25 protein-coding genes and 1 other annotated feature are annotated in these 21271 nt (G+C 37.0%); of the genes, 18 read left to right on the top strand and 7 right to left on the bottom strand.

Going from position 1 to position 21271, the window contains the following annotated elements:
- Positions 1 to 12: 12 nt before the first annotated feature.
- The 3 genes from MHI40_RS18260 to MHI40_RS18250 all read left to right on the top strand — a co-directional run bounded on the left by MHI40_RS18260 (position 13) and on the right by MHI40_RS18250 (position 2617).
- Positions 13 to 1308, top strand: coding sequence for an arsenic transporter (locus tag MHI40_RS18260; protein ID WP_093537366.1), 1296 nt, complete (start codon positions 13 to 15; stop codon positions 1306 to 1308).
- A 21-nt stretch (positions 1309 to 1329) separates the two neighbouring features.
- Entirely contained in the window at positions 1330 to 1749 is a 420-nt protein-coding gene (gene arsC, locus MHI40_RS18255) for an arsenate reductase (thioredoxin) (RefSeq protein ID WP_340763990.1), read from the top strand.
- A 151-nt stretch (positions 1750 to 1900) separates the two neighbouring features.
- Positions 1901 to 2617 carry a ZIP family metal transporter gene (locus MHI40_RS18250; RefSeq protein ID WP_340763988.1) on the top strand — a complete coding sequence of 239 codons (717 nt, stop codon included), beginning with the start codon at positions 1901 to 1903 and terminating at the stop codon, positions 2615 to 2617.
- A gap of 55 nt (positions 2618 to 2672) precedes the next feature.
- On the opposite strand, the gene MHI40_RS18245 is transcribed toward MHI40_RS18250, so the two are convergent.
- Positions 2673 to 2987 carry an ArsR/SmtB family transcription factor gene (locus tag MHI40_RS18245; protein ID WP_093537369.1) on the bottom strand — a complete coding sequence of 105 codons (315 nt, stop codon included), beginning with the start codon at positions 2985 to 2987 and terminating at the stop codon, positions 2673 to 2675.
- A 29-nt stretch (positions 2988 to 3016) separates the two neighbouring features.
- On the bottom strand, positions 3017 to 3964 hold the full coding sequence (locus tag MHI40_RS18240) for a cation diffusion facilitator family transporter (protein WP_093537370.1): 948 nt from the start codon (positions 3962 to 3964) through the stop codon (positions 3017 to 3019).
- A 244-nt stretch (positions 3965 to 4208) separates the two neighbouring features.
- Here MHI40_RS18240 and MHI40_RS18235 point away from each other — a divergent pair, with 244 nt between their 5' ends.
- The 4 genes from MHI40_RS18235 (at position 4209) to MHI40_RS18220 (ending at position 7837) form a co-directional block, all read left to right on the top strand.
- Positions 4209 to 4523 carry a metal-sensing transcriptional repressor gene (locus tag MHI40_RS18235; RefSeq protein WP_340764593.1) on the top strand — a complete coding sequence of 105 codons (315 nt, stop codon included), beginning with the start codon at positions 4209 to 4211 and terminating at the stop codon, positions 4521 to 4523.
- Between the two features lie 15 nt (positions 4524 to 4538).
- Positions 4539 to 4748: a copper chaperone CopZ gene (copZ, locus tag MHI40_RS18230; RefSeq protein ID WP_093537371.1), complete on the top strand. Its 210-nt coding sequence runs from the start codon at positions 4539 to 4541 to the stop codon at positions 4746 to 4748.
- A gap of 76 nt (positions 4749 to 4824) precedes the next feature.
- Positions 4825 to 7257: a heavy metal translocating P-type ATPase gene (locus tag MHI40_RS18225; RefSeq protein ID WP_340763983.1), complete on the top strand. Its 2433-nt coding sequence runs from the start codon at positions 4825 to 4827 to the stop codon at positions 7255 to 7257.
- Positions 7258 to 7285: 28 nt separating this feature from the next.
- Positions 7286 to 7837: a YdhK family protein gene (locus MHI40_RS18220; RefSeq protein WP_340763982.1), complete on the top strand. Its 552-nt coding sequence runs from the start codon at positions 7286 to 7288 to the stop codon at positions 7835 to 7837.
- 121 nt (positions 7838 to 7958) lie between these two features.
- On the opposite strand, the gene MHI40_RS18215 is transcribed toward MHI40_RS18220, so the two are convergent.
- Both MHI40_RS18215 and MHI40_RS18210 read right to left on the bottom strand, forming a co-directional pair.
- Positions 7959 to 9320 (bottom strand): sodium-dependent transporter, encoded by a 1362-nt coding sequence (locus MHI40_RS18215; RefSeq protein ID WP_093537374.1) that lies wholly within the window; start codon positions 9318 to 9320, stop codon positions 7959 to 7961.
- Positions 9321 to 9395: 75 nt separating this feature from the next.
- Positions 9396 to 9626: a binding site (T-box leader), on the bottom strand.
- A 93-nt stretch (positions 9627 to 9719) separates the two neighbouring features.
- Positions 9720 to 10232: a methylated-DNA--[protein]-cysteine S-methyltransferase gene (locus tag MHI40_RS18210; protein ID WP_340763980.1), complete on the bottom strand. Its 513-nt coding sequence runs from the start codon at positions 10230 to 10232 to the stop codon at positions 9720 to 9722.
- Positions 10233 to 10450: 218 nt separating this feature from the next.
- On the opposite strand from MHI40_RS18210, the gene MHI40_RS18205 reads away from it, so the two are divergent.
- The 5 genes from MHI40_RS18205 (at position 10451) to MHI40_RS18185 (ending at position 13814) form a co-directional block, all read left to right on the top strand.
- Entirely contained in the window at positions 10451 to 11779 is a 1329-nt protein-coding gene (locus MHI40_RS18205) for a TrkH family potassium uptake protein (protein ID WP_340763978.1), read from the top strand.
- Positions 11780 to 11959: 180 nt separating this feature from the next.
- Positions 11960 to 12547 (top strand): lipoprotein BA_5634 family protein, encoded by a 588-nt coding sequence (locus MHI40_RS18200; RefSeq protein ID WP_340763976.1) that lies wholly within the window; start codon positions 11960 to 11962, stop codon positions 12545 to 12547.
- Between the two features lie 113 nt (positions 12548 to 12660).
- Positions 12661 to 13116 (top strand): GNAT family N-acetyltransferase, encoded by a 456-nt coding sequence (locus MHI40_RS18195; RefSeq protein WP_340763973.1) that lies wholly within the window; start codon positions 12661 to 12663, stop codon positions 13114 to 13116.
- 32 nt (positions 13117 to 13148) lie between these two features.
- Entirely contained in the window at positions 13149 to 13343 is a 195-nt protein-coding gene (locus MHI40_RS18190) for a hypothetical protein (RefSeq protein WP_340763971.1), read from the top strand.
- 27 nt (positions 13344 to 13370) lie between these two features.
- Entirely contained in the window at positions 13371 to 13814 is a 444-nt protein-coding gene (locus MHI40_RS18185; RefSeq protein ID WP_340763969.1) for a GNAT family N-acetyltransferase, read from the top strand.
- An 83-nt stretch (positions 13815 to 13897) separates the two neighbouring features.
- Here the strand turns inward: MHI40_RS18185 and MHI40_RS18180 are convergent, their stop codons facing one another.
- The gene (locus tag MHI40_RS18180; protein WP_093537588.1) at positions 13898 to 14245 is read right to left on the bottom strand and encodes a winged helix-turn-helix transcriptional regulator; all 348 of its coding nucleotides are present in this window, start codon (positions 14243 to 14245) and stop codon (positions 13898 to 13900) included.
- Positions 14246 to 14405: 160 nt separating this feature from the next.
- On the opposite strand from MHI40_RS18180, the gene MHI40_RS18175 reads away from it, so the two are divergent.
- Positions 14406 to 15461, top strand: a complete 1056-nt coding sequence (locus MHI40_RS18175; RefSeq protein ID WP_340763967.1) for an LLM class flavin-dependent oxidoreductase — start codon at positions 14406 to 14408, stop codon at positions 15459 to 15461.
- 152 nt (positions 15462 to 15613) lie between these two features.
- On the opposite strand, the gene yeiL is transcribed toward MHI40_RS18175, so the two are convergent.
- Entirely contained in the window at positions 15614 to 16279 is a 666-nt protein-coding gene (gene yeiL / locus MHI40_RS18170; RefSeq protein WP_340763965.1) for a transcriptional regulator YeiL, read from the bottom strand.
- A 98-nt stretch (positions 16280 to 16377) separates the two neighbouring features.
- On the opposite strand from yeiL, the gene MHI40_RS18165 reads away from it, so the two are divergent.
- The 3 genes from MHI40_RS18165 (at position 16378) to MHI40_RS18155 (ending at position 20049) form a co-directional block, all read left to right on the top strand.
- On the top strand, positions 16378 to 17529 hold the full coding sequence (locus tag MHI40_RS18165) for an MFS transporter (protein ID WP_340764590.1): 1152 nt from the start codon (positions 16378 to 16380) through the stop codon (positions 17527 to 17529).
- 130 nt (positions 17530 to 17659) lie between these two features.
- Positions 17660 to 18292 carry an FMN-dependent NADH-azoreductase gene (locus MHI40_RS18160; protein WP_093537383.1) on the top strand — a complete coding sequence of 211 codons (633 nt, stop codon included), beginning with the start codon at positions 17660 to 17662 and terminating at the stop codon, positions 18290 to 18292.
- A 149-nt stretch (positions 18293 to 18441) separates the two neighbouring features.
- Positions 18442 to 20049, top strand: a complete 1608-nt coding sequence (locus tag MHI40_RS18155) for a thiamine pyrophosphate-binding protein (RefSeq protein WP_340763961.1) — start codon at positions 18442 to 18444, stop codon at positions 20047 to 20049.
- 163 nt (positions 20050 to 20212) lie between these two features.
- Here MHI40_RS18155 and MHI40_RS18150 read toward each other — a convergent pair whose 3' ends face one another.
- Entirely contained in the window at positions 20213 to 20362 is a 150-nt protein-coding gene (locus MHI40_RS18150) for a hypothetical protein (protein WP_175454042.1), read from the bottom strand.
- 151 nt (positions 20363 to 20513) lie between these two features.
- On the opposite strand from MHI40_RS18150, the gene MHI40_RS18145 reads away from it, so the two are divergent.
- Together MHI40_RS18145 and MHI40_RS18140 are read left to right on the top strand one after the other, a co-directional pair.
- Complete coding sequence (locus MHI40_RS18145; RefSeq protein ID WP_340763957.1) at positions 20514 to 20855, top strand: zinc ribbon domain-containing protein YjdM; 342 nt, start codon at positions 20514 to 20516, stop codon at positions 20853 to 20855.
- A 24-nt stretch (positions 20856 to 20879) separates the two neighbouring features.
- Positions 20880 to 21185, top strand: a complete 306-nt coding sequence (locus MHI40_RS18140) for a DUF3817 domain-containing protein (protein WP_093537386.1) — start codon at positions 20880 to 20882, stop codon at positions 21183 to 21185.
- The last annotated feature ends 86 nt before the right edge of the window (positions 21186 to 21271 follow it).

The raw sequence follows: 21271 nt of genomic DNA, 5'->3' as shown, positions 1-21271 counted from the left end.
GAGGTTTGTATTTTGTCACCAGTTATTTTAGCATCATTAATTTTTATAATAACGCTTATCTTCGTAATCTGGCAGCCAAGAGGTTTGAATATTGGATGGTCAGCCTGTGGAGGAGCCGTTATAGCGTTATTAGTGGGAGTTGTTGGTTTTAGTGATGTCCTTGAAGTAGTAGACATTACTTGGAACGCTACTCTATCGTTTATTGCAATTATACTTATTTCCTTAATATTAGATGAGATTGGCTTATTTGAATGGGCTGCATTACATATGGCAAGGGTTGCAAAAGGCAATGGGTTTAAGATGTTCATATATGTAAGTGTGTTGGGTGCTTTAGTTGCTGCCTTTTTTGCGAATGATGGAGCAGCGTTAATATTAACTCCAATTGTTTTGGCAATGGTTCGTAACTTAAATTTCAACGAAAAAATGATTTTCCCATTTATTATGGCGAGTGGGTTTATAGCAGATACGACTTCATTACCTTTTGTTGTTAGTAACCTTGTTAATATTGTTTCAGCTGATTTCTTTCATATCGGTTTTGTTGAATATGCAACAAGAATGATTATTCCTAATATATTCTCACTGATTGCTACTATCAGTGTATTACTATTTTATTTTAGAAAAAGTATTCCTAGATCATATAATTTATCCAAACTTAGAGAACCAAAAGAGGCTATTAAAGACATTAAAATGTTCCATCTTTCATGGTTTGTACTGGCTTTATTAGTTATTGGTTATTTTAGTAGTGAGTTTATCCAAGTTCCAGTTTCCATAGTTGCTGGAATAGTAGCGATTTTCTTCATCTTAATGGCTAGAAGAAGTAATGCGGTTAATACAAGAACTGTTATTAAAGGAGCGCCATGGAATATTGTGTTTTTCTCAATAGGCATGTATGTGGTCGTTTACGGTCTAGGGAATGCTGGACTGACTGGTGTGTTAGCAAGTGTGATTGAGGTAGCTGCAGAACAAGGTCTATTCGCAGCAACGATGTCAATGGGCTTCATTGCAGCCTTCCTGTCATCGCTGATGAATAATTTGCCAACCGTGATGATCGATGCATTAGCGATTGCGGAAACGAATACTTCTGGTACCATTCGCGAAGCACTTATTTATGCTAACGTGATTGGTTCTGATTTAGGGCCTAAAATAACACCGATTGGTTCTCTTGCAACTTTAGTCTGGCTTCATGTTTTATCTCAAAAGGGTGTGAAGATATCATGGGGCACTTACTTTAAAACAGGTATTGTCTTAACGATTCCAATTTTATTCATTACCTTATTAGGTCTTTACATTTCGTTAAAATCGTTCTAACTAAAGGAGAGTACTTAATTTATGTCTAAAAAAACAATTTACTTTTTATGTACTGGAAATTCGTGCAGAAGCCAAATGGCAGAAGGCTGGGGAAAAAGATATTTAGGTGACGAGTGGGAAGTTCTAAGTGCGGGCATTGAAGCACATGGTTTAAACCCGAAAGCTGTTAAAGCAATGAATGAGATCGGAATTGATATTACTACCCAGACCTCAGATATGATAAATATGGAAACACTCAATAATGCAGATTTTGTGGTGACCCTTTGTGGCGACGCTGCAGATAAATGTCCAATGACACCACCACATGTAAAACGTGATCACTGGGGCTTTGAAGACCCTGCAAAAGCAGAAGGAACGGATGAAGAGAAGTGGACAACCTTCCAACGAGTTCGTGATGAAGTTGGTGAAAGAATTAAGCGTTTTGCTGAAACTGGGAAATGATTTAATGTATGGTAAGTACAAGAGTTAAAAAGAACTTGAACCCTCAAGTTCTTTTTATTTACCCTTACAGAAGTAAATATTAATTTTAGAGATCTTCATAAATACCTTAGAAAACCCATATAAAGTAAAAACAAATCATAAGGATGGTTAAGTGTCTTTCATCTGGGTTATTGGTTATTTGTGTACTGCGATGGGCTTTAGTATAGGTGGGTATATAGCTTGGAGCACGAAGGGTTTCCAGCACAAAACAGATTTTATTTACAGTGTTTGTGCGGGGCTAACTCTTGGCATATTGAGTTTTGAAATTGCACCAGAAGCAATAGAGCTAGGAAATTGGATTACTTTCATATTTGGTTTTGTTGTGGGAATTCTATTATTTGAAGCAGCACATATTATTTTGACAACCTTACTTGGAAAAACCGCGGATCAGCGTAAGGGTCTTCCTCCGAAGGCAGGAATCCTCTTATTACTCAGTATTTCATTCCACAATTTGCCGATTGGGATTGTTTTGGGTTCTACACATGATACAGCAGTAGAATTTTCAATGCTTCAAGCCATTCTCCTCCATAATATACCGGAAGGCATAATTGTATTTACTCTTTTGTTTGTTGCCGGTCAGAAGATTTGGTCCTGGTTCATATTTTCCTTACTTGTTGCAGCTCCTGTAGGATTGGGAGCTTATTTTGGTAGTACATTAGGAAACGATAATCCTTTTTTATGGTCATTTTCAATTAGTTTGGCTGCGGGTACAATCTATATGATTATTGTGAAAGAAGTAATTATGGAATCGATTAAGGATACTTCCAATGTATTACTAATTTCTACTATTAGCTTTGGATGTATAGGATTGTATTTTTACTTTATATAACGTTCTTCTTTAGTAAAAAATAATACCGTTAGATCTAGCTGGAGAGATTACATTATTAATGTTTTGCATGGTCAATTGCTTGATGCAACAGATTCATAATGTGATCGTCAGCACTTGAATAATATAAGGTTGTGCCTTCACGGCGAAATTTTACTAAACGTAGATTTTTCAAAAACCGAAGTTGATGGGATACTGTAGACTGGCCTAAGTTTAGTTCCTCTGCAATATCATTTACTGAATACTCTTTGCAGCAAAGTAAATTTAATATCCGAATACGTGTTGGATCACCTAAAGCTTTAAATGTCTGGGATACGACAAACAGCGTTTCTTCATCCAAATCATGTGGGTTCGTTTGTACTTCTTCTCGCATACTTTTTCATACCTCCGTTTATACTTAAATTAGTGGTGGTGATGTGCGTGTGGATCAGGTCCTTCTGCTTTAGCAGTACATAAAATGGAATTATCACAGTTGTGAGAAGCTGTTTCAAACTGAATCGTCACATGCTGTATATTTTTATGTCCTAAATCATGCTCAATTTTCTGTAGCATCTTTTCGCCTTCTACAATCATCAATTGATCTTCGACAACGACATGGCAGGAAAGAGCATTTAAACCACTTGTAATAGACCAAATGTGTAAATCATGAACGCTTATGATTCCGTTTGTCTGTTCAATTGTCTTAACGACGTCATTTACACTAACATTTCTCGGTGTACCCTCCATCAGTACATGTAAAGAAGCTTTCGTTACATAGTAACCACTGCGTAAAACTAGTGCTGCAACGATGACACTTGCTAATGGATCCGCCCAACCCCAACCAAGGAACATGATTAATAAGGCTGCAATAATTGCACCGACAGAGCCTAACATATCACTAATCACGTGAAGAAATGCCCCGCGCATATTTAAATTATCTTTCGTATCACTGCCACGCATCATAATCCACGCAACAAGAATATTGACAGCTAACCCGATGCTACTAATAACAAGCATTCCCGTAGTTGCGACTACTGGTGGATTAGTAAAGCGTTCAAATGCTTCATAAAATATAAATAGTGCAATTAATATCAACGTTACACCGTTGAATACTGCTGCTAGAATTTCAAACCGTTTAAAGCCGTAAGTATTGTTAGCATCTGCTGCTTTTTCGCTAAATGTAAATGCCAATAGGGCAATCCCTAGTGAGACAGAATCACTTAACATATGTCCAGCATCTGATAGTAGGGCTAGACTATTTGTCATATATCCGCCTATAGCTTCTACAACCATATAGGTGGTAATAATAAAAAATGAGATCAATAATACTTTCTTATTTGCCCCATGTGCATGGTTATGATTATCCGCCATATTAATCCCTCCGTTATTTTTACATTTCTATTAAACGTTATATGATAATATATTCATATATACATATTAAGTTCATTTAAGTACTTTGTCAATCAATATACTCACCGTTATTGCTAGGATTCTTCTGACACTTAGTTTTTTTACATTTATGCTAAATTAATAAAACGTAATACTTTACATACCCCCTATAGGTACTATACAATGTGAATAAGAAGTATAGGAGGTTGATGAGTTGGATAGTGTAATGGAAGAAAAGACAATCACATCTGATAATTCTTGTAGAAAAAGTCATCATCCTGAACATATAAAAAAAGATTTAACGAATCGGTTAAATCGTATTGAGGGTCAGATCCGAGGGATAAAAGGCATGGTAGACAAAGACGTCTATTGTGATGATATTATTACTCAACTTTCTGCAACTCAGTCCGCGCTAAATAGTGTAGCAAAAGTACTTTTACAAGGGCATTTAAAAGGCTGCGTAGTCGACAGGCTAGCAGAAGGCGATGATGAAGTACTCGATGAATTATTAGTTACCATACAAAAATTAATGAAAAAATAAGAGGAGGAATTTTAAATGGTTAACCAAGTAACATTAAACGTACAAGGAATGTCATGTGGTCATTGTGTTAGTTCTGTTGAAAACAGTGTAGGGAAGTTAGATGGAGTAAATGAAGTGAAAGTTCACTTAGAGTCAGGAAAAGTAGACATTTCATTTGAAGAAGATAAAGTGTCACTAGAGGTAATTAAAGAAACAATTGATGATCAAGGCTACGATATAGTGTAAGGACAGTAGAGTGCTAAATAGCACTCTCTTTCTTTCAAATAATTATACCCCCAGGTGGTATAAAGGAGAGGTTACAATGAGTAGTGAAACAAAAGAAACTAGTTTACAAATCACTGGAATGACCTGTGCTGCCTGTGCGACTAGAATCGAAAAAGGGCTAAATAAAATGGACGGTGTAGAAGTAGCCAATGTAAATTTGGCACTGGAGAAGTCATTGATTAAATACAATCCTGAAAAATTGAGTAATAAAGACTTTGAACAGAAAATACAAGACTTAGGGTATGGTGTTGTCAAGGAAAACAAAGAATTTGTCATTACGGGAATGACCTGTGCTGCATGTTCTACAAGAATTGAGAAAGGGCTTAACAAGCTAGAGGGAGTAACCTTGGCGAACGTTAATCTGGCACTAGAAAATGCAACGGTAGAATATAACCCTGCTCAGATTTCAGTTGCAGATATTATAGGGCGAGTAGAGAAATTAGGTTATGGGGCCATCAATAAAGAGGACGAAAAACAGGCTGTTGACTACCGAGAACAAGCCATTCAAAAACAAAAGAAAAAATTTATTATCTCTGCGATTTTGTCTCTCCCATTATTGTGGACGATGGTCGGTCATTTTTCGTTCACATCATTTATATATATGCCTGAATTCCTTATGAATCCATGGGTGCAGATGGCTTTGGCAACACCTGTCCAATTTATCATTGGGAGACAGTTTTATGTAAGTGCATATAAAGCATTAAGAAACGGTAGTGCCAACATGGATGTCTTAGTAGTAATGGGTACTTCCGCTGCTTATTTTTATAGTGTTTATCAAGCAATTATTACTACGGGTGAACACCATACAGCAAATCTATATTTTGAAACGAGTGCGGTGCTAATCACCCTTATTATATTAGGGAAATTGTTTGAAGCAAAAGCAAAAGGACGGTCCTCTGAAGCTATTAAAAAACTTATGGGACTTCAAGCTAAGACTGCCTTAGTAATTAGAAATGAAACTGAAATAGAAATACCTTTAGCAGAAGTTGTAACGGGAGATACTATATTAGTAAAGCCTGGTGAAAAGATACCAGTTGATGGCGAAGTTGTAGAAGGAAATACTGCTATCGATGAATCTATGCTAACTGGCGAAAGTATTCCAGTGGACAAAGCTATTGGTGATGCATTATTTGGTTCAACTATTAATAAGAATGGCTTTCTAAAAATGAAAGCTACAAAAATTGGTAGAGATACTGCGCTTGCTCAAATTATTAAAGTAGTAGAAGATGCGCAAGGATCGAAAGCTCCGATTCAAAGGCTTGCTGACAAAATCTCTGGTGTGTTTGTGCCAATTGTAATTGGTATTGCGATTCTCACTTTTTTAGTATGGATAATATGGGTGAATCCAGGTGAAGTCACGCCTGCCCTGGAAGCTCTTATTGCTGTTCTTGTCATTGCATGCCCATGTGCGCTAGGACTTGCTACCCCTACATCTATTATGGCTGGGTCAGGTCGTGCAGCGGAGTTCGGGATTTTGTTTAAAGGCGGAGAGCATTTAGAAACTACTCATCATATAGATACAGTCATTGTAGATAAAACAGGAACTGTTACAAATGGTAAACCAGAACTAACGGATATAGTTGTAGCAAGTGGCATAGCGGAAGAAGAGTTTCTTTCTTTAATCGGTGCCGCTGAAAAACAATCGGAACATCCACTCGCAGAAGCAATTGTAAAAGGTATCCAAGACAGAGGAATATTACTTAAGGGAGTTCAGAGCTTTGAAGCAATTCCAGGATATGGAGTGAAAACAGTTGTTGATAACAAAGAAATACTTGTAGGTACTCGAAAACTCATGAATAGTTACAATGTTGATATTTTGAATGTATTACCTGTGATGGAGGAGCTTGAGGCTAATGGGAAAACAGCAATGCTTGCAAGTATTGAGGGGCAGTATGCAGGTCTAGTAGCTGTTGCCGATACCGTTAAAGAGACTTCAAAGAAAGCTATCAAGCGTTTACATGATATGAATATTGAAGTAATTATGATGACAGGTGACAATCAACGTACAGCAACAGCAATTGGTCGAGAGGTCGGTATAGATCATGTTATTGCCGAGGTACTTCCGGAAGGAAAAGCGGAAGAAGTAAAAAAACTTCAGGCTGCTGGTAAGAAGGTAGCGATGGTTGGAGATGGTATTAATGATGCGCCAGCGTTAGCAGTTGCGGATATAGGTATGGCTATTGGAACAGGAACCGACGTTGCAATGGAGGCTGCAGATATCACATTGATCCGGGGGGACTTAAATAGCATAGCCGATGCTATCATCATGAGTCATAAGACAATGAGGAATATTAAACAAAATCTATTCTGGGCGTTTGGATATAACGTATTAGGTATACCAATTGCAGCGGTAGGCTTACTTGCACCCTGGGTAGCAGGAGCAGCAATGGCATTTAGTTCTGTATCAGTTGTCTTGAATGCATTGCGTCTTCAAAAAGTGAAACTAGAAAAGAATAGACCTAACGGATAAGAACGAATTTCAAGGTAGGAGGTTAATGATGAAAAAAATAGTAATTGGAATTGTCTCATTAGCAACTGCATTTACGTTGTCGGCGTGTGCCAGTGATGACAAGGAAGCAAGTAAACATGAAAACATCGAGATGGATCATTCAGGCATGAATCACTCTAGTACAGGTGAAGTCCCAGAAAACGTGAAAGTAGCTGATAATCCGACCTATGAAGTTGGAAGTCAAGCCATTCTTAAAACAGATCATATGGAGGGAATGAAAGGTGCAGAGGCAACTATCGTTGGTGCATATGATACGATTGCCTATATCATTTCTTACACACCAATATCTGGCGGAGAAAGAGTAGAAAATCATAAGTGGGTCATTCAAGAAGAGTTGAAAGATGCTGGAGATAAAATTTTAGAGCCGGGGACAAAGGTTGCGATTGAAGCTGACCACATGGCTGGAATGAAAGGTTCTGCTGCAGATATTGATTCAGCAGAACTAACAACTGTATATATGGTCGATTACACACCAACTTCAGGTGGAGAAATAGTGAAAAACCACAAATGGGTTACGGAAAGTGAATTATCTACAAAATAAACAATAAACAGATAAGATTTAAGAATTGAAAGAGCTTATTCCTTTATAGAATAAGCTCTTTCAACATATTTACTTGTATAAGTAGATATCTTGGAAACACTACTTTTCCAGATAGTATATATTAAAAGATTGCAATTAATTTATCCAGTAAGCCTGTTACATCAAGGAATACAATAATAATTACTAATGGAATGACGAACTTCATTATGAAAAACCATATATTAAATGCAGTAGCACCTAAGCGAGAATGCTGTAATAGTTCTTCTCGTAAAGTACTTTTCTCAATCTTATGTGAGATGAAAATAGAGATTAAAAGTACTCCTAATGGCATTAGAATATTACTAACTAAATAATCGGCGGAATCAAATAGACTTTTCGAGAAAATGAGAATATCAGCAAAAACGCTATAAGATAATGCGGATGGGATTCCTACTATGAATATTAATAATCCAATGATATACGCATACTTTGTTCGCTTCTCTTGTTTTCCTTTAACTAAAGACGCTACTATTATTTCTAACATAGAAAAGGCCGAGGTTAATGTAGCAAATAAAAATAATGCCAAAAATCCTATTAAGAAGACTTCTCCAAAAACAATTTGATCAAAAACAGCAGGTAATACAACAAATAGCAAGCCAGGACCTTCAGCTGGTTCTAAGCCTAGTGAAAAAACAGCGGGGAAAATAGCTAACCCTGCCAATAATGCAATCAACAAGTTCATTGAAACGATTGAAATAGCTGGTTGTATTAGGCTTTCTTTTTTAGAGAGATAAGAACTATAAGTAACCATTACTGACACGCCGACACTTAGTGAGAAGAAAGCTTGTCCCATCGCAAATAGCACACTTTGGGATGTGATATTCGAGAAATCAGGGGCTAGAAAGAATTTCACGCCTTCCATAGCGCCATCTAGTGTAAGGGAGCGAATGATAAGGACGATAAATAGTCCAAACAAAGCGGGCATCAAAATTTTATTTGCTTTTTCAATACCATTTTGTATCCCATTAGCAACCACGACAACTGTAATAGCCAAGAATACAAATTGAGCAATAATAACTATGAGAGGATCTCCAATGGTCGTGTTAAACACGGACCCATAATCTGCACCCTCACTAATTACTCCACCAAACATCCCTTTAGCAAAATAGATTAGAATCCAACCACCAATTACACTATAAAAAGACAATAGAAGAAAGCTGGTGAATACTCCTAACTTTCCGATCCAATGCCAATTAGTATTAGGAGCAAGACTACGATATGCACTAATCGCTTCTTTTTGCGTACTTCTCCCAATGACAAACTCAGCTAATAATAACGGAAATCCCATAAACAAAGTAAATAATATAAAAAGAAGGAAGAATGCCCCTCCTCCGCTAATGCCTGTTACGTAAGGGAGCTTCCATATTGCCCCTACTCCGATAGCCGATCCTGCAGCTGATAGGATAAAACCAATCTTTGATGACCATTGCTCTGATGTTTGCAAACGAACCATTCCAATCTATTTTTATTATGTCTATTCTATATGAAAAGACAAAAAAGCCACGTCTCTATCTTTTACGATAGGGACGTGGCTATTCACGCGGTACCACCCTAATTGGAAACAAATCTATGTTTCCCACTTGGTTAAAATAACGGTTTAATCCGTTCTTATACTACGTCGTTTTTTTGATATAGTATAAAAAAAGCTCCAAGAATGAAATTCACCTAATCTTTGTATCAGTTTTCACCAACCACTGATTCTCTACCAACAGGGAGACCGGCTTAATATAGTTCTTTTCGTCGCTCGTTTAATATAAATAATATTAAACGAAATTATAGTATGATACCACCTATTGGTCAACCTTTTTATTTTGAAGTAAATATTTTAACACAAGGGGTCTTGCTACTTTTCAATCCCTAATAACTGTTCTTTCATGTCTAAACCACCCCTGTATCCGGTCAATTTTCCGCTTTTTCCGATGACCCGGTGACAAGGAACGGTGATTAATAAAGGGTTTGCACCAATAGCAGTGCCAACAGCACGAACTGCATTAGGTTTCTGTATCTGGTGAGCGATATCCGTGTACGACACTGTTTGACCATACGGGATTTCCTGCAACACTTTCCAAACAGCTTGTTGAAACGCTGTACCATAAAGAGCCATTGGCACTGTGAATTCTGTACGTCGGCTCTCCAGATAATCCGTCAGTTCCGTTTCATAGGATTTCAGTACATCCTCATTTTCCGAAAGTATATAACTAGGGAGTCGTTTCTTTACCCATTTAGCAAGTTCTTCAAATGGCGCATGCTGTGAACCAACATAACAAAGACCTTCTGTAGTAGCGGCAATATACATCTCCCATGGTCCGCAATTTAAGAATGTCCAGTACACAATCTGTTCCTTATTTCCCTCCATTCCTGCACCTCCATTGATAGTTTCTTTATTTATAACATAGATATGATATAGAATGTTTTTTCTATCTTGGAGAACGGCGATTAGTTTTATATTAGTCTATGGGATGGTACCTTTCGAGCTAAAAAATATATTTACAAGTTCAATACTTCGGAGTATTATTACCTTCAAATTCTCTTCAAGAAATAGGTTTTTCAAATTTGGTTCTAGGAAGTGCTCGTATGCAAACTCTTAAAAAGAAAAGAAGGACTATGTCGCCACCTGTTATTATTGCAGGAAGTTTTTTGTTTTTAATATTCGTTGGAACCCTTTTGTTAAAATTGCCTATTGCAACAACCACCCATGTATCTTGGATAGACGCATTATTCGTAGTTACGTCCGCGACTACTGTGACAGGGCTTAGTGTGTTTGACCCTGGGAGTACATTGACTATATTTGGAGAAGTTGTATTAATGGTACTTATTCAATGTGGTGGCATTGGTTTAATGACATTTGCAGTAGCTATACTAATACTGTTAAAGAAGAAAATAGGCTTCCAAAACCGTATTTATATACAAGAATCATTCAATCAAAACTCAGTTGGCGGCATTATAAAGCTAGTGAAGCTGATTTTAACATTCGTTCTATCGGTTCAACTTTTCGCCACATTGGTTTTGACTATACACTGGATACCGACTTTCGGATTTAAGGAAGCTTTATATTTAAGTGTCTTTCATGTAATCTCTGCATTTAATAATGCTGGGTTTGCCTTATTTCCTGATAACCTCATTGGCTTTGCGCATGACCCTATTGTGAATATCGTTTTATCATTATTATTTATAATCGGCGGAATCGGGTTTACTGTAGTAGTGGATATTCAACAGAAAAAGTCATTTAAGCAATGGTCCCTTCATACGAAAATGATGGTTGTAGGAACTATCATTATCAATGTTATAGCTATCGCTTTTGTTTTCCTGTTGGAATATAATAATCCGGCAACAATTGGCTCTATGCCATTACAGGATAAACTAATGGTATCCTACTTCCAAGGTGTAAGTCCTCGTACAGCAGGATTTAATACATTAAATTACGGTGATATGGAAGATCCGACTATACTCGTCACGATGGTTTTAATGTTTATAGGAGCAGGTAGTGCATCGACAGCGTCTGGTATAAAGCTAACAACATTTATCGTAATCGTTTTAGCAACATTTTCTTTTTTACGTAAACGTAGTGAGCCAGAATTATTTGGAAGGTCTATTCGTTTGGAGACAGTTATAAGATCTCTAGCGATTTCAACGATAAGTTTATTTATAGTCTGTTTCTTTTTATTTCTATTAACTGTTACCGAAAAGATCTCCTTCTTACCTCTAGCATTTGAAGTTGTATCGGCTTTTGGAACAGTTGGACTATCAATGGGGATAACTTCACAAATTAGTGATATAGGTGAAGTGCTTTTATGTATGGTAATGTTTATCGGGAGAATTGGTCCTCTAACTTTGTTTTTCATACTTATGAAGCCAAAGAACGTTCATTATCGATACCCGTATGATCAGGTTTTCACAGGATAATTTCAAACAATGAGTCGTCTACTTTAAAATAGACGACTCTTCTTTTTTTTGCGTAAAAATGCAATGTTGCAAAAATGTAATGCTAACGTCATCTAAAGCGAATGCTCGAAATAACGATTTCTCCTATACTAAAGTCAGTAGCAAGGAAGGTTTAAGAAAATAGAAAAGGAGCTAATTAAAATGAAAAAATTACTTACTGTATGTCTAACTGCCTTTTTAATATCAACAGTGTTAACAGGGTGCGGTATGTTCGAAAAAGCAAATGGAGTAATTCTATATGGGGAAGAACAACAAATCATCGATTCTTTAGAGCAAGAGAAGGATGAATTAGTAAAGGAAGATCAATACAAGATTAAAATCGTGGAAAATGATGGGCAACGTATCCTTGTCTTAAAAGACGAAACTGCTCAATCACTTGTAAAGAAAAAATTAATAAGAGAAATAACAAATCAAGAAAAAGCTAAAACAGCAGTAATTTCATCTCTTCCGAAAGTAGCGGTAGGCGAGGGAATACTTTTTGCTAAGAAAGAGCCAGCAGCACTTAACCTAGAGGGCATGGAGTTAAACGTAAAATATGAGGGGAACAATGTCATTGGAAGAGGAAGAGCATATGCGGACATGTTTCTAATCGTAAATGATGCTGATTGGGCTTCGATTAAAGGAACAGAAAAAATGATGGCTTTACTAGAGTATGACAAAGATCCTAGTGCAGACGGATTAAGTGATTATGGTGTAGAAGAAAGAACACTTGTGAGATTTAATGATTAGTTAAGTAGGGGCTGTCCATATCCATGGGCAGTCTTTTTTTGGATAGATGTAAAAAAGGAAATAACTACCTACATGTAGTATATATATTAATGACATGAAGGGGGCAGTATGGAATGTATCACTATTTTGAAAGGCTCGTTATTAGAGAAGGAACAAAGGGGATTCCTGCCGAATATGTAGAGGAACTCTTTAAAGATGCGGGTTGGAGTAAGCATACACCAGACTGGCAGAAAGAGAAGTTCACCTTAATATTTGAAAATTCTACCTGGGCATATACCGTTTGGGAGGATGAAAGAATGATTGGAATGGTCAGAGTTATTTCCGATCAAATAATGGCAGCAAATATTATGGATTTAGCAGTGCATTCGGAATATCGAGGAAAAGGAATTGGCCAAAAGCTTGTACAATTATGTGTGCAAAAGCTTCCTCACGGCGATTGGTTCGCTCATACATCTGCTAATAATTTTAGTTTTTATGAGAAATGTGGCTTTGAAGTAAAGGATTTAACCCAACATGGAACATGTACTTATTATGGGTACATACAAGCGAGAAAAGATGGGCATAGATGAAATGAAGTCATTTACTGGGGGAGTGGTAATAATTGAGTGAGCGATGGGAAAATAAGAAAGAAGTTAGAAAGGAACGTAGAAAGTATAGTGAACATTATACTTTTGGTGACTTTGTATTTGATGTTTTCTTTTGGATACCAGAGTTACTTCTCCTGCCTTTCCGAATGGGTTTCTGGTTAGTTAGAGGCGTAGGAAGAGTTATCGGTAATCTCATTGATGGTATATAATAGGATTTATCGTAAGGAGTGATGGATATGTGGAATTATATGGCATTTGAAGAGTTGAGTGCATTGGAATTACAACGAATTTATAAAGTAAGAGTGGCAGTTTTTGTAGTGGAGCAGAATTGTCCTTATCCGGAAGTAGACGATGTAGATCTTATTAGTACACATATTTTTAAAGAAGAAAATAATGAACTAAGTGCATACATGCGTGTGTTCCCGAAAGAAGATATGATCCATATTGGAAGAGTTTTAGTAGACCAAGATCATAGAAAATCTGGTTTAGGTAGAGAGCTTGTAGCTAGGGGGATGGAATATATCGAAACTATTTATCCGGGAATGGCTATTTATGCTCAGGCTCAAGCTCATTTGGAGGATTTCTATAAGTCCTTTGGTTTTGAAACAGTGTCAGAGGTATATTTGGAGGATAATATTCCTCATATTGATATGGTAATGCCAGCTGGAGAAATGAACTAGTTATTATACATAAAAAATCGGCTCCTTTTTTAGGGGCCGATTTTTATGGCATTAGTTGAAATATCATGAGAATCAATCGCAAGTCAACCTGTTTGTTGTTGTACTTTTTTTGTTTTATGAAGAGTATGTGCAGTTCCCCATTCATGCATAGCCATCAAAATGGGTTCTAAGCTTCTTCCATACTCACTCATGGAATATTCCACTTTCGGTGGGACTTGAGCGTAGACATTGCGTGTAATAATATCTTCCTCTTCTAACTCTCGAAGCTGTTTTGTTAGCATTTTTTGAGTAATGCCAGGTACACTACGTTTTAAATCGCTGAATCTTTTTGTACCTTCTTGTAATAGGATTAATAAAATAATGGGTTTCCATTTTCCCACTAGAATACCTAAAGCGTCGTCTACTTTGCAAAGCTCTGGTTGCATTTCTATCCCCATAATGCGATCTCCTCTCATTAGTATCATTTAGTATACTATACCACTTTTTTGTGCGTACTTATGTATTTTGACTTTCAATATTATACTACTCGTAGAGGTAATAGTTATTAACACCGAAAATGGAGAAAAGTATTTAATTAGAAGGGTGAGGTAAATGGAAAAATATCGTATTGATCAAAGCAAAGGATTGGAATTTGGGTTATATACATTAGGGGATCATATGCCGAATCCACATACAGGAGAACGTATTTCTGCAGCGCAGCGCATACATGAAATTATAGAGTTGGCAAAGTTAGCAGAGCAGGCGGGAATTGACTTTTTCAGTGTTGGAGAAAGTCATCAGGAATATTTTGCAACACAAGCTCACACAGTTGTCTTAGCGGCAATTGCACAAGCAACTAATACGATAAAAATTGCAAGTTCATCATCAATCATCAGTACGTCAGACCCAGTAAGAGTCTATGAAGACTTTGCCACAATAGATTTGCTATCCAAAGGACGTGCAGAAATTGTAGCTGGACGCGCATCTAGAATAGGTCTATTCGAATTGTTAGGGTATGATGTTCGATATTATGAGGAATTATACGAAGAAAAGTTTGAGCTATTATTGAAGATAAACCAAGAGAATGTCATCAATTGGAGTGGACAATTCCGAGCGCCATTGAAAGATGCAAGTGTTATCCCACGCCCGCAAGACGGTTCACTGCCTATTTGGCGTGCAGTCGGTGGACATCCTGCAAGTGCGATAAAGGCGGGGCATGCTGGTGTCCCAATGTTTTTAGCTACTTTAGGAGGACCAGCGTCTTCTTTTAAACGCTCCATTGATGCATATCGCGATGCAGCTAAAAGTAGTGGCTATAATCCTGCTGAACTTCCAGTAGCAACTGCAGGCTTCTTCTATGCAGCAGAAACGACACAACAAGCACAAAACGAATACTACCCTTATATCAATGAAGGAATGAAATTATCGAATGGCAGTGGTTATCCAAGAGACGCATTTGCGTTAGGAGCAGACCCGCATAATGTCATGAATATCGGAAGTCCACAGCAAATCATTGAAAAAATTCTATACCAGCATGAAGTATTTGGCCATCAAAGATATATCGGACAAATGGATTTTGGCGGCGTACCTTTCGAGAAACTTATGAAGAATATTGAACTTATTGGCACTGAGATTCTGCCTGCTATTAAAAAATATACAGCTAAGTAGTATTAAATCAATAGTAATAATAGATACACCTTGGGCGATTAGAAATTCGTTACAAGGTGTTTTTTGTAATTGTGCTTCCTCTAGAAAGCTGTCTTAAAAAGATATCATAACGTTTTCACTAATCGATAGGATTGGCTCATTTACGGCGTATTTTATTTAATTTCGTCGGCTAACGCCTGAAGCTTTTCTCTATCTAATATTTTGTAAGTCATTTTTATTTTTTCTATCATACCTGCTTCTGATAATTGAGCAAATGTATGCAGTAAATGTCGGTAGGATACGCCGAAGTAATCGCTGATTTCCGTATGCTTTTCCCTGTATATATCTTCGTGTGAGGATAAAAGTATAAACTCTGCTAGCTTATTTTCTAGCGGATACGCTTGATGCTTTGTATACTTGGTAGAATGAGCAGTTGATTTATTACTTAAAAATATACATAAATATTTCAGAAAATGAGCATCCGCTAGTAGTTTTTCTTTGCATTTTTCAATTGCGATTCCTAAACAAATGCATTTTGAGCTAGTTTGTATACTTTTAGAATACTTTTCTTCGTTTAATAGCTCGATTTCTCCCATGAATATTGGTGGGGTTAAAAAGTTGATCAATGAAACTTTGCCATTTTTGTGGGACACGTAGAGTTTTGCCTTACCTTCTACCATATAAAAGAGATACTCAGGTGCTGATCCTTCTTGAATGATAAAATCGCCCTTTTCAAATTGAAAAACCTGTACAAAGGGAGAAATGTCAAAAGAAAAAAGTGATTGAATTGTATATTTTTCTATGTAATATGCCTTTTCTAACCCCTTTAGTAAATTCATGGTATGTCATCCGCCCTTCAAATATATGAGATATCTCCTATTATTATAATTTGACTCATGCTAACATTCAATCTAGCGAATGGAGGTTTTGTAAAATGATAAACAATCAGCGTTGGCTTTCGCAGAGCTTTTTTGTCTTCTTTTTTACATGGGGAATCTTTTTACCATACTGGACCGGTTGGTTAGTTGAAGGGAAGAATTTAACTGTAGCTAATGCAAGTATGATTATGGCATTTGGTTTAGTTGCACGTGCAGCAGCAACAATGTTTTTATTTCCTTTTATGTCTAAATTTATGAGTAGCAAAAAAATAATTATTACCTTTACTATACTGGCTTTATTTGCAACTGTTCTCTATATACCGGCAACTTCTAGCATGTCTTTGCTACTGATCACATTATTATTTAGTTTAGTGTATCCGACGTTAATGCCAGCCATTGAAAGTGGGGCTTCTTCACTTGTACGACAAGGAAAGGTGCACTACGGAAAAAGTCGGTCGTATGGATCCATTGGGTTTGTAGTTGCAGTACTTATTATAAGTATGTTAACAGGGGTTTGGGGAGAGCAAGCGATTCTTTGGAGTATGATTATAGGATTATTATTTTTATTGATCAAGCAGTTCATGCCGACTCCGCCAGTCTTACTTGTAACTCCCTCCCCACAAGATAGAAAAGGGAAGCTATCGATGAAGGAGCTTTGGAAAGTGAAAACCTTTCCGATTGTACTCGTCGTTGTTTTTTTACTTCAAGGTGCACATGCTGCCTATTACAATTATGGATATATTTATTTGCAGGGTTTAAATGTAAATCCTTTCTATATCGGTATGATTATTAATATTGCGGTTATTTTTGAAGTTTTGTATTTCATGAAGGCGGATACCTTTTTGTCTAAGTGGAGACCTTCCTCCTTATTGTTGTTAGCAGGGATTGGTTCTACCATCCGCTGGGGTATGATTTACTTATTCCCTAGCGTTGGAATGTTTATCATTTCTCAAGCGCTACATGCACTGTCTTTCGGAATGGCGCATATTGCTTTTATTCGCTACTTGAATTTATCTTTACCAAAACAACAAATTGCCAATGCGCAAGGTATTTATTCCGGATTAGCACTTAGCCTAAGCACAGCTATCTTAACATTTGTTGGTGGCTATCTATATGAAATTGAACCAGGTTTATCTTTTTTAGGTATGATTTTATGTACAATTCCAGCAATGATTATTATTCTGGTAACACGTAGAAGATTTAGCTACTAAGCTAAAGGAATTGTGAAAAATTAGTGACGACAAAAAAGTAGTTATATTCGTTTTGAATTCAAAGTAATTGAAAGTAGTATAATAAGTTGTTATGATTACCAAGGTAATAAAACATTGGAGGAAATAATTAATGAATATTTTAGTAGTAAAAGCAAATAACCGTCCTTCTGCAGAAGCTATTTCTAGCAGAATGTATGATACATTTATGGCAAATCTAGAAGGCGCAAACGTAACAACTTATGATGTATTTGCAGAAGACATGCCTTTTATCGGACAAGATCTTTTTAATGCATTTGGTAAATTATCAGAGGGATTAGAGTTAACAGAATTAGAAGCTCGTTTAATAGCAGCTAAACAAAAAGCAATGGATGCTATAACTGCTGCTGATGTAGTAGTATTCGCATTCCCACTTTGGAACTTAACAATTCCAGCACCATTACAAGTGTTTATTGACTATATTTACCAAGCTGGCTTCTCGTTCAAATATGACGAAAATGGTCAAGCAGTGCAATTGTTAACGGACAAAAAAGCAGTTATCTTAAATGCTCGTGGTGGTATTTACTCTGCACCAGAAGCAGCACCAATGGAAATGGCTGTTAACTACATGAAAAATGTATTAGGTGGCGTTTTCGGTATGCAAATTGTGGACGAAGTAATTATTGAAGGCCATAATGCTATGCCTGCACAAGCAGATGCAATCGTTGCAGAAGGCTTAGAAAAAGTAAAAGCAGCTGCTACAAAACTTTCAAAACAATTAGTATAAAATTATCAATAAGCGTTCATGAAGTCTATTACTAGACTTTATGGACGCTTTTTTTGTTGCGACCCATTCTATATAATTTATAAAAGTTTATTTCATAAGGATTAAGGGCACCTTTTAAGTATAGGAGAATATAAAGGAGTGGTTAGTCTATGAGAAAAACAGTTGCAGAAGTGATATTGGATCAGCTATCTTACTACGGCGTTAAGCGTATTTATGGAGTCACAGGGGATACAATTATTGGATTATTAGATGCATTAGCTAAACAGGATCAGATTGAATTTATAGCAGTGAAACATGAATCGGTTGCAGCATTTATGGCTTCTGCAGAAGCGAAGCTTACCGGAAACCTTGCAGTTTGTACATCTACAATGGGACCAGGTGCAACAAATCTGCTAAATGGATTGGGAGATGCATATGCAGATAGAGCCCCAGTACTAGCTATCACAGGTCAAGCACCATTAAATAAAATTGGTACCAATTTTCAACAATATGTAGACCAACAAGAGCTGTTTAAACCATTTGCTACCTACTCGGCAAATTTAGCTAGTGAAGATGCAATTGTTGAGTTACTACAGAAAGCTACTCAAATTTCATTGCAACAACGAGCTGTTACCCATCTTTCTATTCCAAAGGATTTATTTGAGAAAGAAACCGAGGTAGAGGCACGACCACTTCCTCAAGTAATTGAAGGAGCAGAGACATTTCAAAGGGATGATTTGGAAAAAGTAGCGAGCCTGATGAAAACAGCAAAGAAACCGATGATATTAGCTGGAGCAGGTGCCTGGAAAGCCACTGAAGCGATTGAAGGTTTAGCTAAACTATGGGGAGCAGGCATTATTACAAGCTTCGGTGGAAAAGGACTTTTTGAGGAGACAACTCCATATCTTCTCCAAGGGATTGGAGAAGGAGGAAACCCTCATGCCCCGAAAGTTTTTAAAGACGCTGATGTTGTACTTCTTGCTGGTGTTTCCTGGTGGCCAGAAGGTTATGTTCCGGAAAAGGCGAGAATTATTCAAATTGATACACATATAGAAAGTGCTACAAGTGGTATTCCAGTGGAACTTGCTATTAAAGGTAAAACGGAGCAAGTTGTTCCACTTCTTCATGAGACCATCGCAGGACATGAGCCGAATACCGACTGGCTTAATCGTATTGAGCAGATTAAAACTAAATGGGCTATTGAGAACGAACAAGAAGGGAAAGCCACGGATTACCCGTTACACCCTTCACGTATAGTACGAGGTATAGAGAAATCAGTTGCAAAAAACGCAATCCTAACAATTGATACTGGAGATGTAACAGTATGGATGAATCGTAATTTTAGGCAAAGTAATCAGAACATATTTTTTTCGGGTTATTGGCGTTCCATGGGCTTTGGATTGCCTGCAGCAATCGCAGCGAAAATGGAGAAACCAGAGGAACAAGTTGTTGCTATTGTAGGTGATGGTGGCCTCGAGATGGTGCTAGCAGACCTTTTGACCGCTACTCGGTATAATTTAGATATTACCGTTATTGTATTCAATAATGGTTCGTTACAAATGGAAAGTGACAAAATTCAAGCAGCAGGTTTAAAAGAAATAGGAACTAAGCTAACTAATCCAGACTTTGTTAAGATAGCGGAAGCGTGTGGGTGGAAAGCCTTTCGAGTCCATGATGAGGATAAGCTAGAATCTGTCATTCAGAGTGCAATCGCCTATGCGGGGCCAAGTTTAGTGGATATTCCGACTGCTCAAGCTTTCTTTCCGGAAACAGAATAAGAAAAGCGATATCTCCAATGGAATACGAATGGGGATATCGCTTTTCTATTTTGTCTAGTTCTAGCGCCTAGCCCCTCGAGTCACTTCAGGATTTTAGTAAAGGCAAGGTATGCCTTTACTAAAATCCTTTATTGGGGCTTACATAGGCGCTACGCATTTCGAATTAAAACATCGGGAACACATAGGAGATTAAGAACCAAAGAACACCAAAGAATATGATTAAATATGCTGCATATTTGATAAAGGTAGCTCCAACCATTCCTGAGTCAGTTCTTTCCTCGCGATGAACCTCTACACGTTTTTCTTCTTCCATATTAGCTCACTCCTACTGTTATAGTCTTAAAGATTGAGTACCCATCGGAAGAATGTGGTAAACATCTAGACATTAAAGAATAAGTATGTGGTTGAATGCAGTGAAGCAATACTTTAGAATGGAGACTAATAAGTGAATGGGGGAATATAATATGGCAGCTTTACCAAATTGCCCAAAATGTAACTCTGAATATACATACGAAGACGGAAATATGTTTGTTTGTCCGGAATGTGCTCACGAATGGTCTCAACAGGTGGTAAGTGAGAATAATGAGGAACAACAAGTTGTAAAAGACTCGAATGGAAATGTTTTAAATGACGGGGATGCGGTAACGGTTATTAAAGACTTAAAGGTGAAAGGTAGTTCTTCTACGTTAAAACAAGGTACTAAGGTAAAAAGTATCCGAATAGTAGATGGAGATCATAATATTGACTGTAAAATTGATGGGTTCGGTGCGATGAAGCTAAAATCCGAATTTGTGAAGAAGATATAAATATAGAAATGTAGGTATAAATGTATGATGAAAAACACACTTGGACAATTAAGAATTGCAGGTATATTAGACGGGATATCCTTGGTAGTCCTTTTGTTTATTGCGATGCCCTTAAAGTATTGGATGGATATACCAATGGCAGTTACGATAGTTGGATCTGTACATGGTTTTATCTTTGTTTCGTATGTACTTGTTATTTTATATGTACAAATTCGATTAAAGTGGAATATTATCTGGTCTTTGCTAGCTTTGGCAGTTGCATTTATTCCTTTTGGTAACTTTATTTATGACTGGCAGCTTAAAAAAATGGAAACCCGTTTTCAAAACTAATATAGGCACCTTCCCAATGCTCGAATTGGGAAGGTGCCTATTTTGCAATTAGTCTAACGCCCGCCGTTTCATAATAAGATAGAAAT

The organism is Psychrobacillus sp. FSL H8-0510 (assembly GCF_038008345.1).
GTDB lineage: Bacteria > Bacillota > Bacilli > Bacillales_A > Planococcaceae > Psychrobacillus > Psychrobacillus psychrotolerans.
The sequence above is the reverse complement of the archived record's forward strand: the minus strand, read 5'-3'. Positions and strand labels throughout refer to the sequence as shown.

Coding starts and splice junctions, on each gene's coding strand:
- arsC (WP_340763990.1), top strand. CDS start 1,330: ATGTCTAAAAAAACAATTTACTTTTTATGTACTGGAAATTCGTGCAGA.
- MHI40_RS18245 (WP_093537369.1), bottom strand. CDS start 2,987: ATGCGAGAAGAAGTACAAACGAACCCACATGATTTGGATGAAGAAACG.
- MHI40_RS18240 (WP_093537370.1), bottom strand. CDS start 3,964: ATGGCGGATAATCATAACCATGCACATGGGGCAAATAAGAAAGTATTA.
- MHI40_RS18235 (WP_340764593.1), top strand. CDS start 4,209: ATGGAAGAAAAGACAATCACATCTGATAATTCTTGTAGAAAAAGTCAT.
- copZ (WP_093537371.1), top strand. CDS start 4,539: ATGGTTAACCAAGTAACATTAAACGTACAAGGAATGTCATGTGGTCAT.
- MHI40_RS18225 (WP_340763983.1), top strand. CDS start 4,825: ATGAGTAGTGAAACAAAAGAAACTAGTTTACAAATCACTGGAATGACC.
- MHI40_RS18220 (WP_340763982.1), top strand. CDS start 7,286: ATGAAAAAAATAGTAATTGGAATTGTCTCATTAGCAACTGCATTTACG.
- MHI40_RS18210 (WP_340763980.1), bottom strand. CDS start 10,232: ATGGAGGGAAATAAGGAACAGATTGTGTACTGGACATTCTTAAATTGC.
- MHI40_RS18205 (WP_340763978.1), top strand. CDS start 10,451: ATGCAAACTCTTAAAAAGAAAAGAAGGACTATGTCGCCACCTGTTATT.
- MHI40_RS18200 (WP_340763976.1), top strand. CDS start 11,960: ATGAAAAAATTACTTACTGTATGTCTAACTGCCTTTTTAATATCAACA.
- MHI40_RS18195 (WP_340763973.1), top strand. CDS start 12,661: ATGTATCACTATTTTGAAAGGCTCGTTATTAGAGAAGGAACAAAGGGG.
- MHI40_RS18185 (WP_340763969.1), top strand. CDS start 13,371: ATGTGGAATTATATGGCATTTGAAGAGTTGAGTGCATTGGAATTACAA.
- MHI40_RS18175 (WP_340763967.1), top strand. CDS start 14,406: ATGGAAAAATATCGTATTGATCAAAGCAAAGGATTGGAATTTGGGTTA.
- yeiL (WP_340763965.1), bottom strand. CDS start 16,279: ATGAATTTACTAAAGGGGTTAGAAAAGGCATATTACATAGAAAAATAT.
- MHI40_RS18160 (WP_093537383.1), top strand. CDS start 17,660: ATGAATATTTTAGTAGTAAAAGCAAATAACCGTCCTTCTGCAGAAGCT.
- MHI40_RS18155 (WP_340763961.1), top strand. CDS start 18,442: ATGAGAAAAACAGTTGCAGAAGTGATATTGGATCAGCTATCTTACTAC.
- MHI40_RS18150 (WP_175454042.1), bottom strand. CDS start 20,362: ATGGAAGAAGAAAAACGTGTAGAGGTTCATCGCGAGGAAAGAACTGAC.
- MHI40_RS18145 (WP_340763957.1), top strand. CDS start 20,514: ATGGCAGCTTTACCAAATTGCCCAAAATGTAACTCTGAATATACATAC.
- MHI40_RS18140 (WP_093537386.1), top strand. CDS start 20,880: ATGATGAAAAACACACTTGGACAATTAAGAATTGCAGGTATATTAGAC.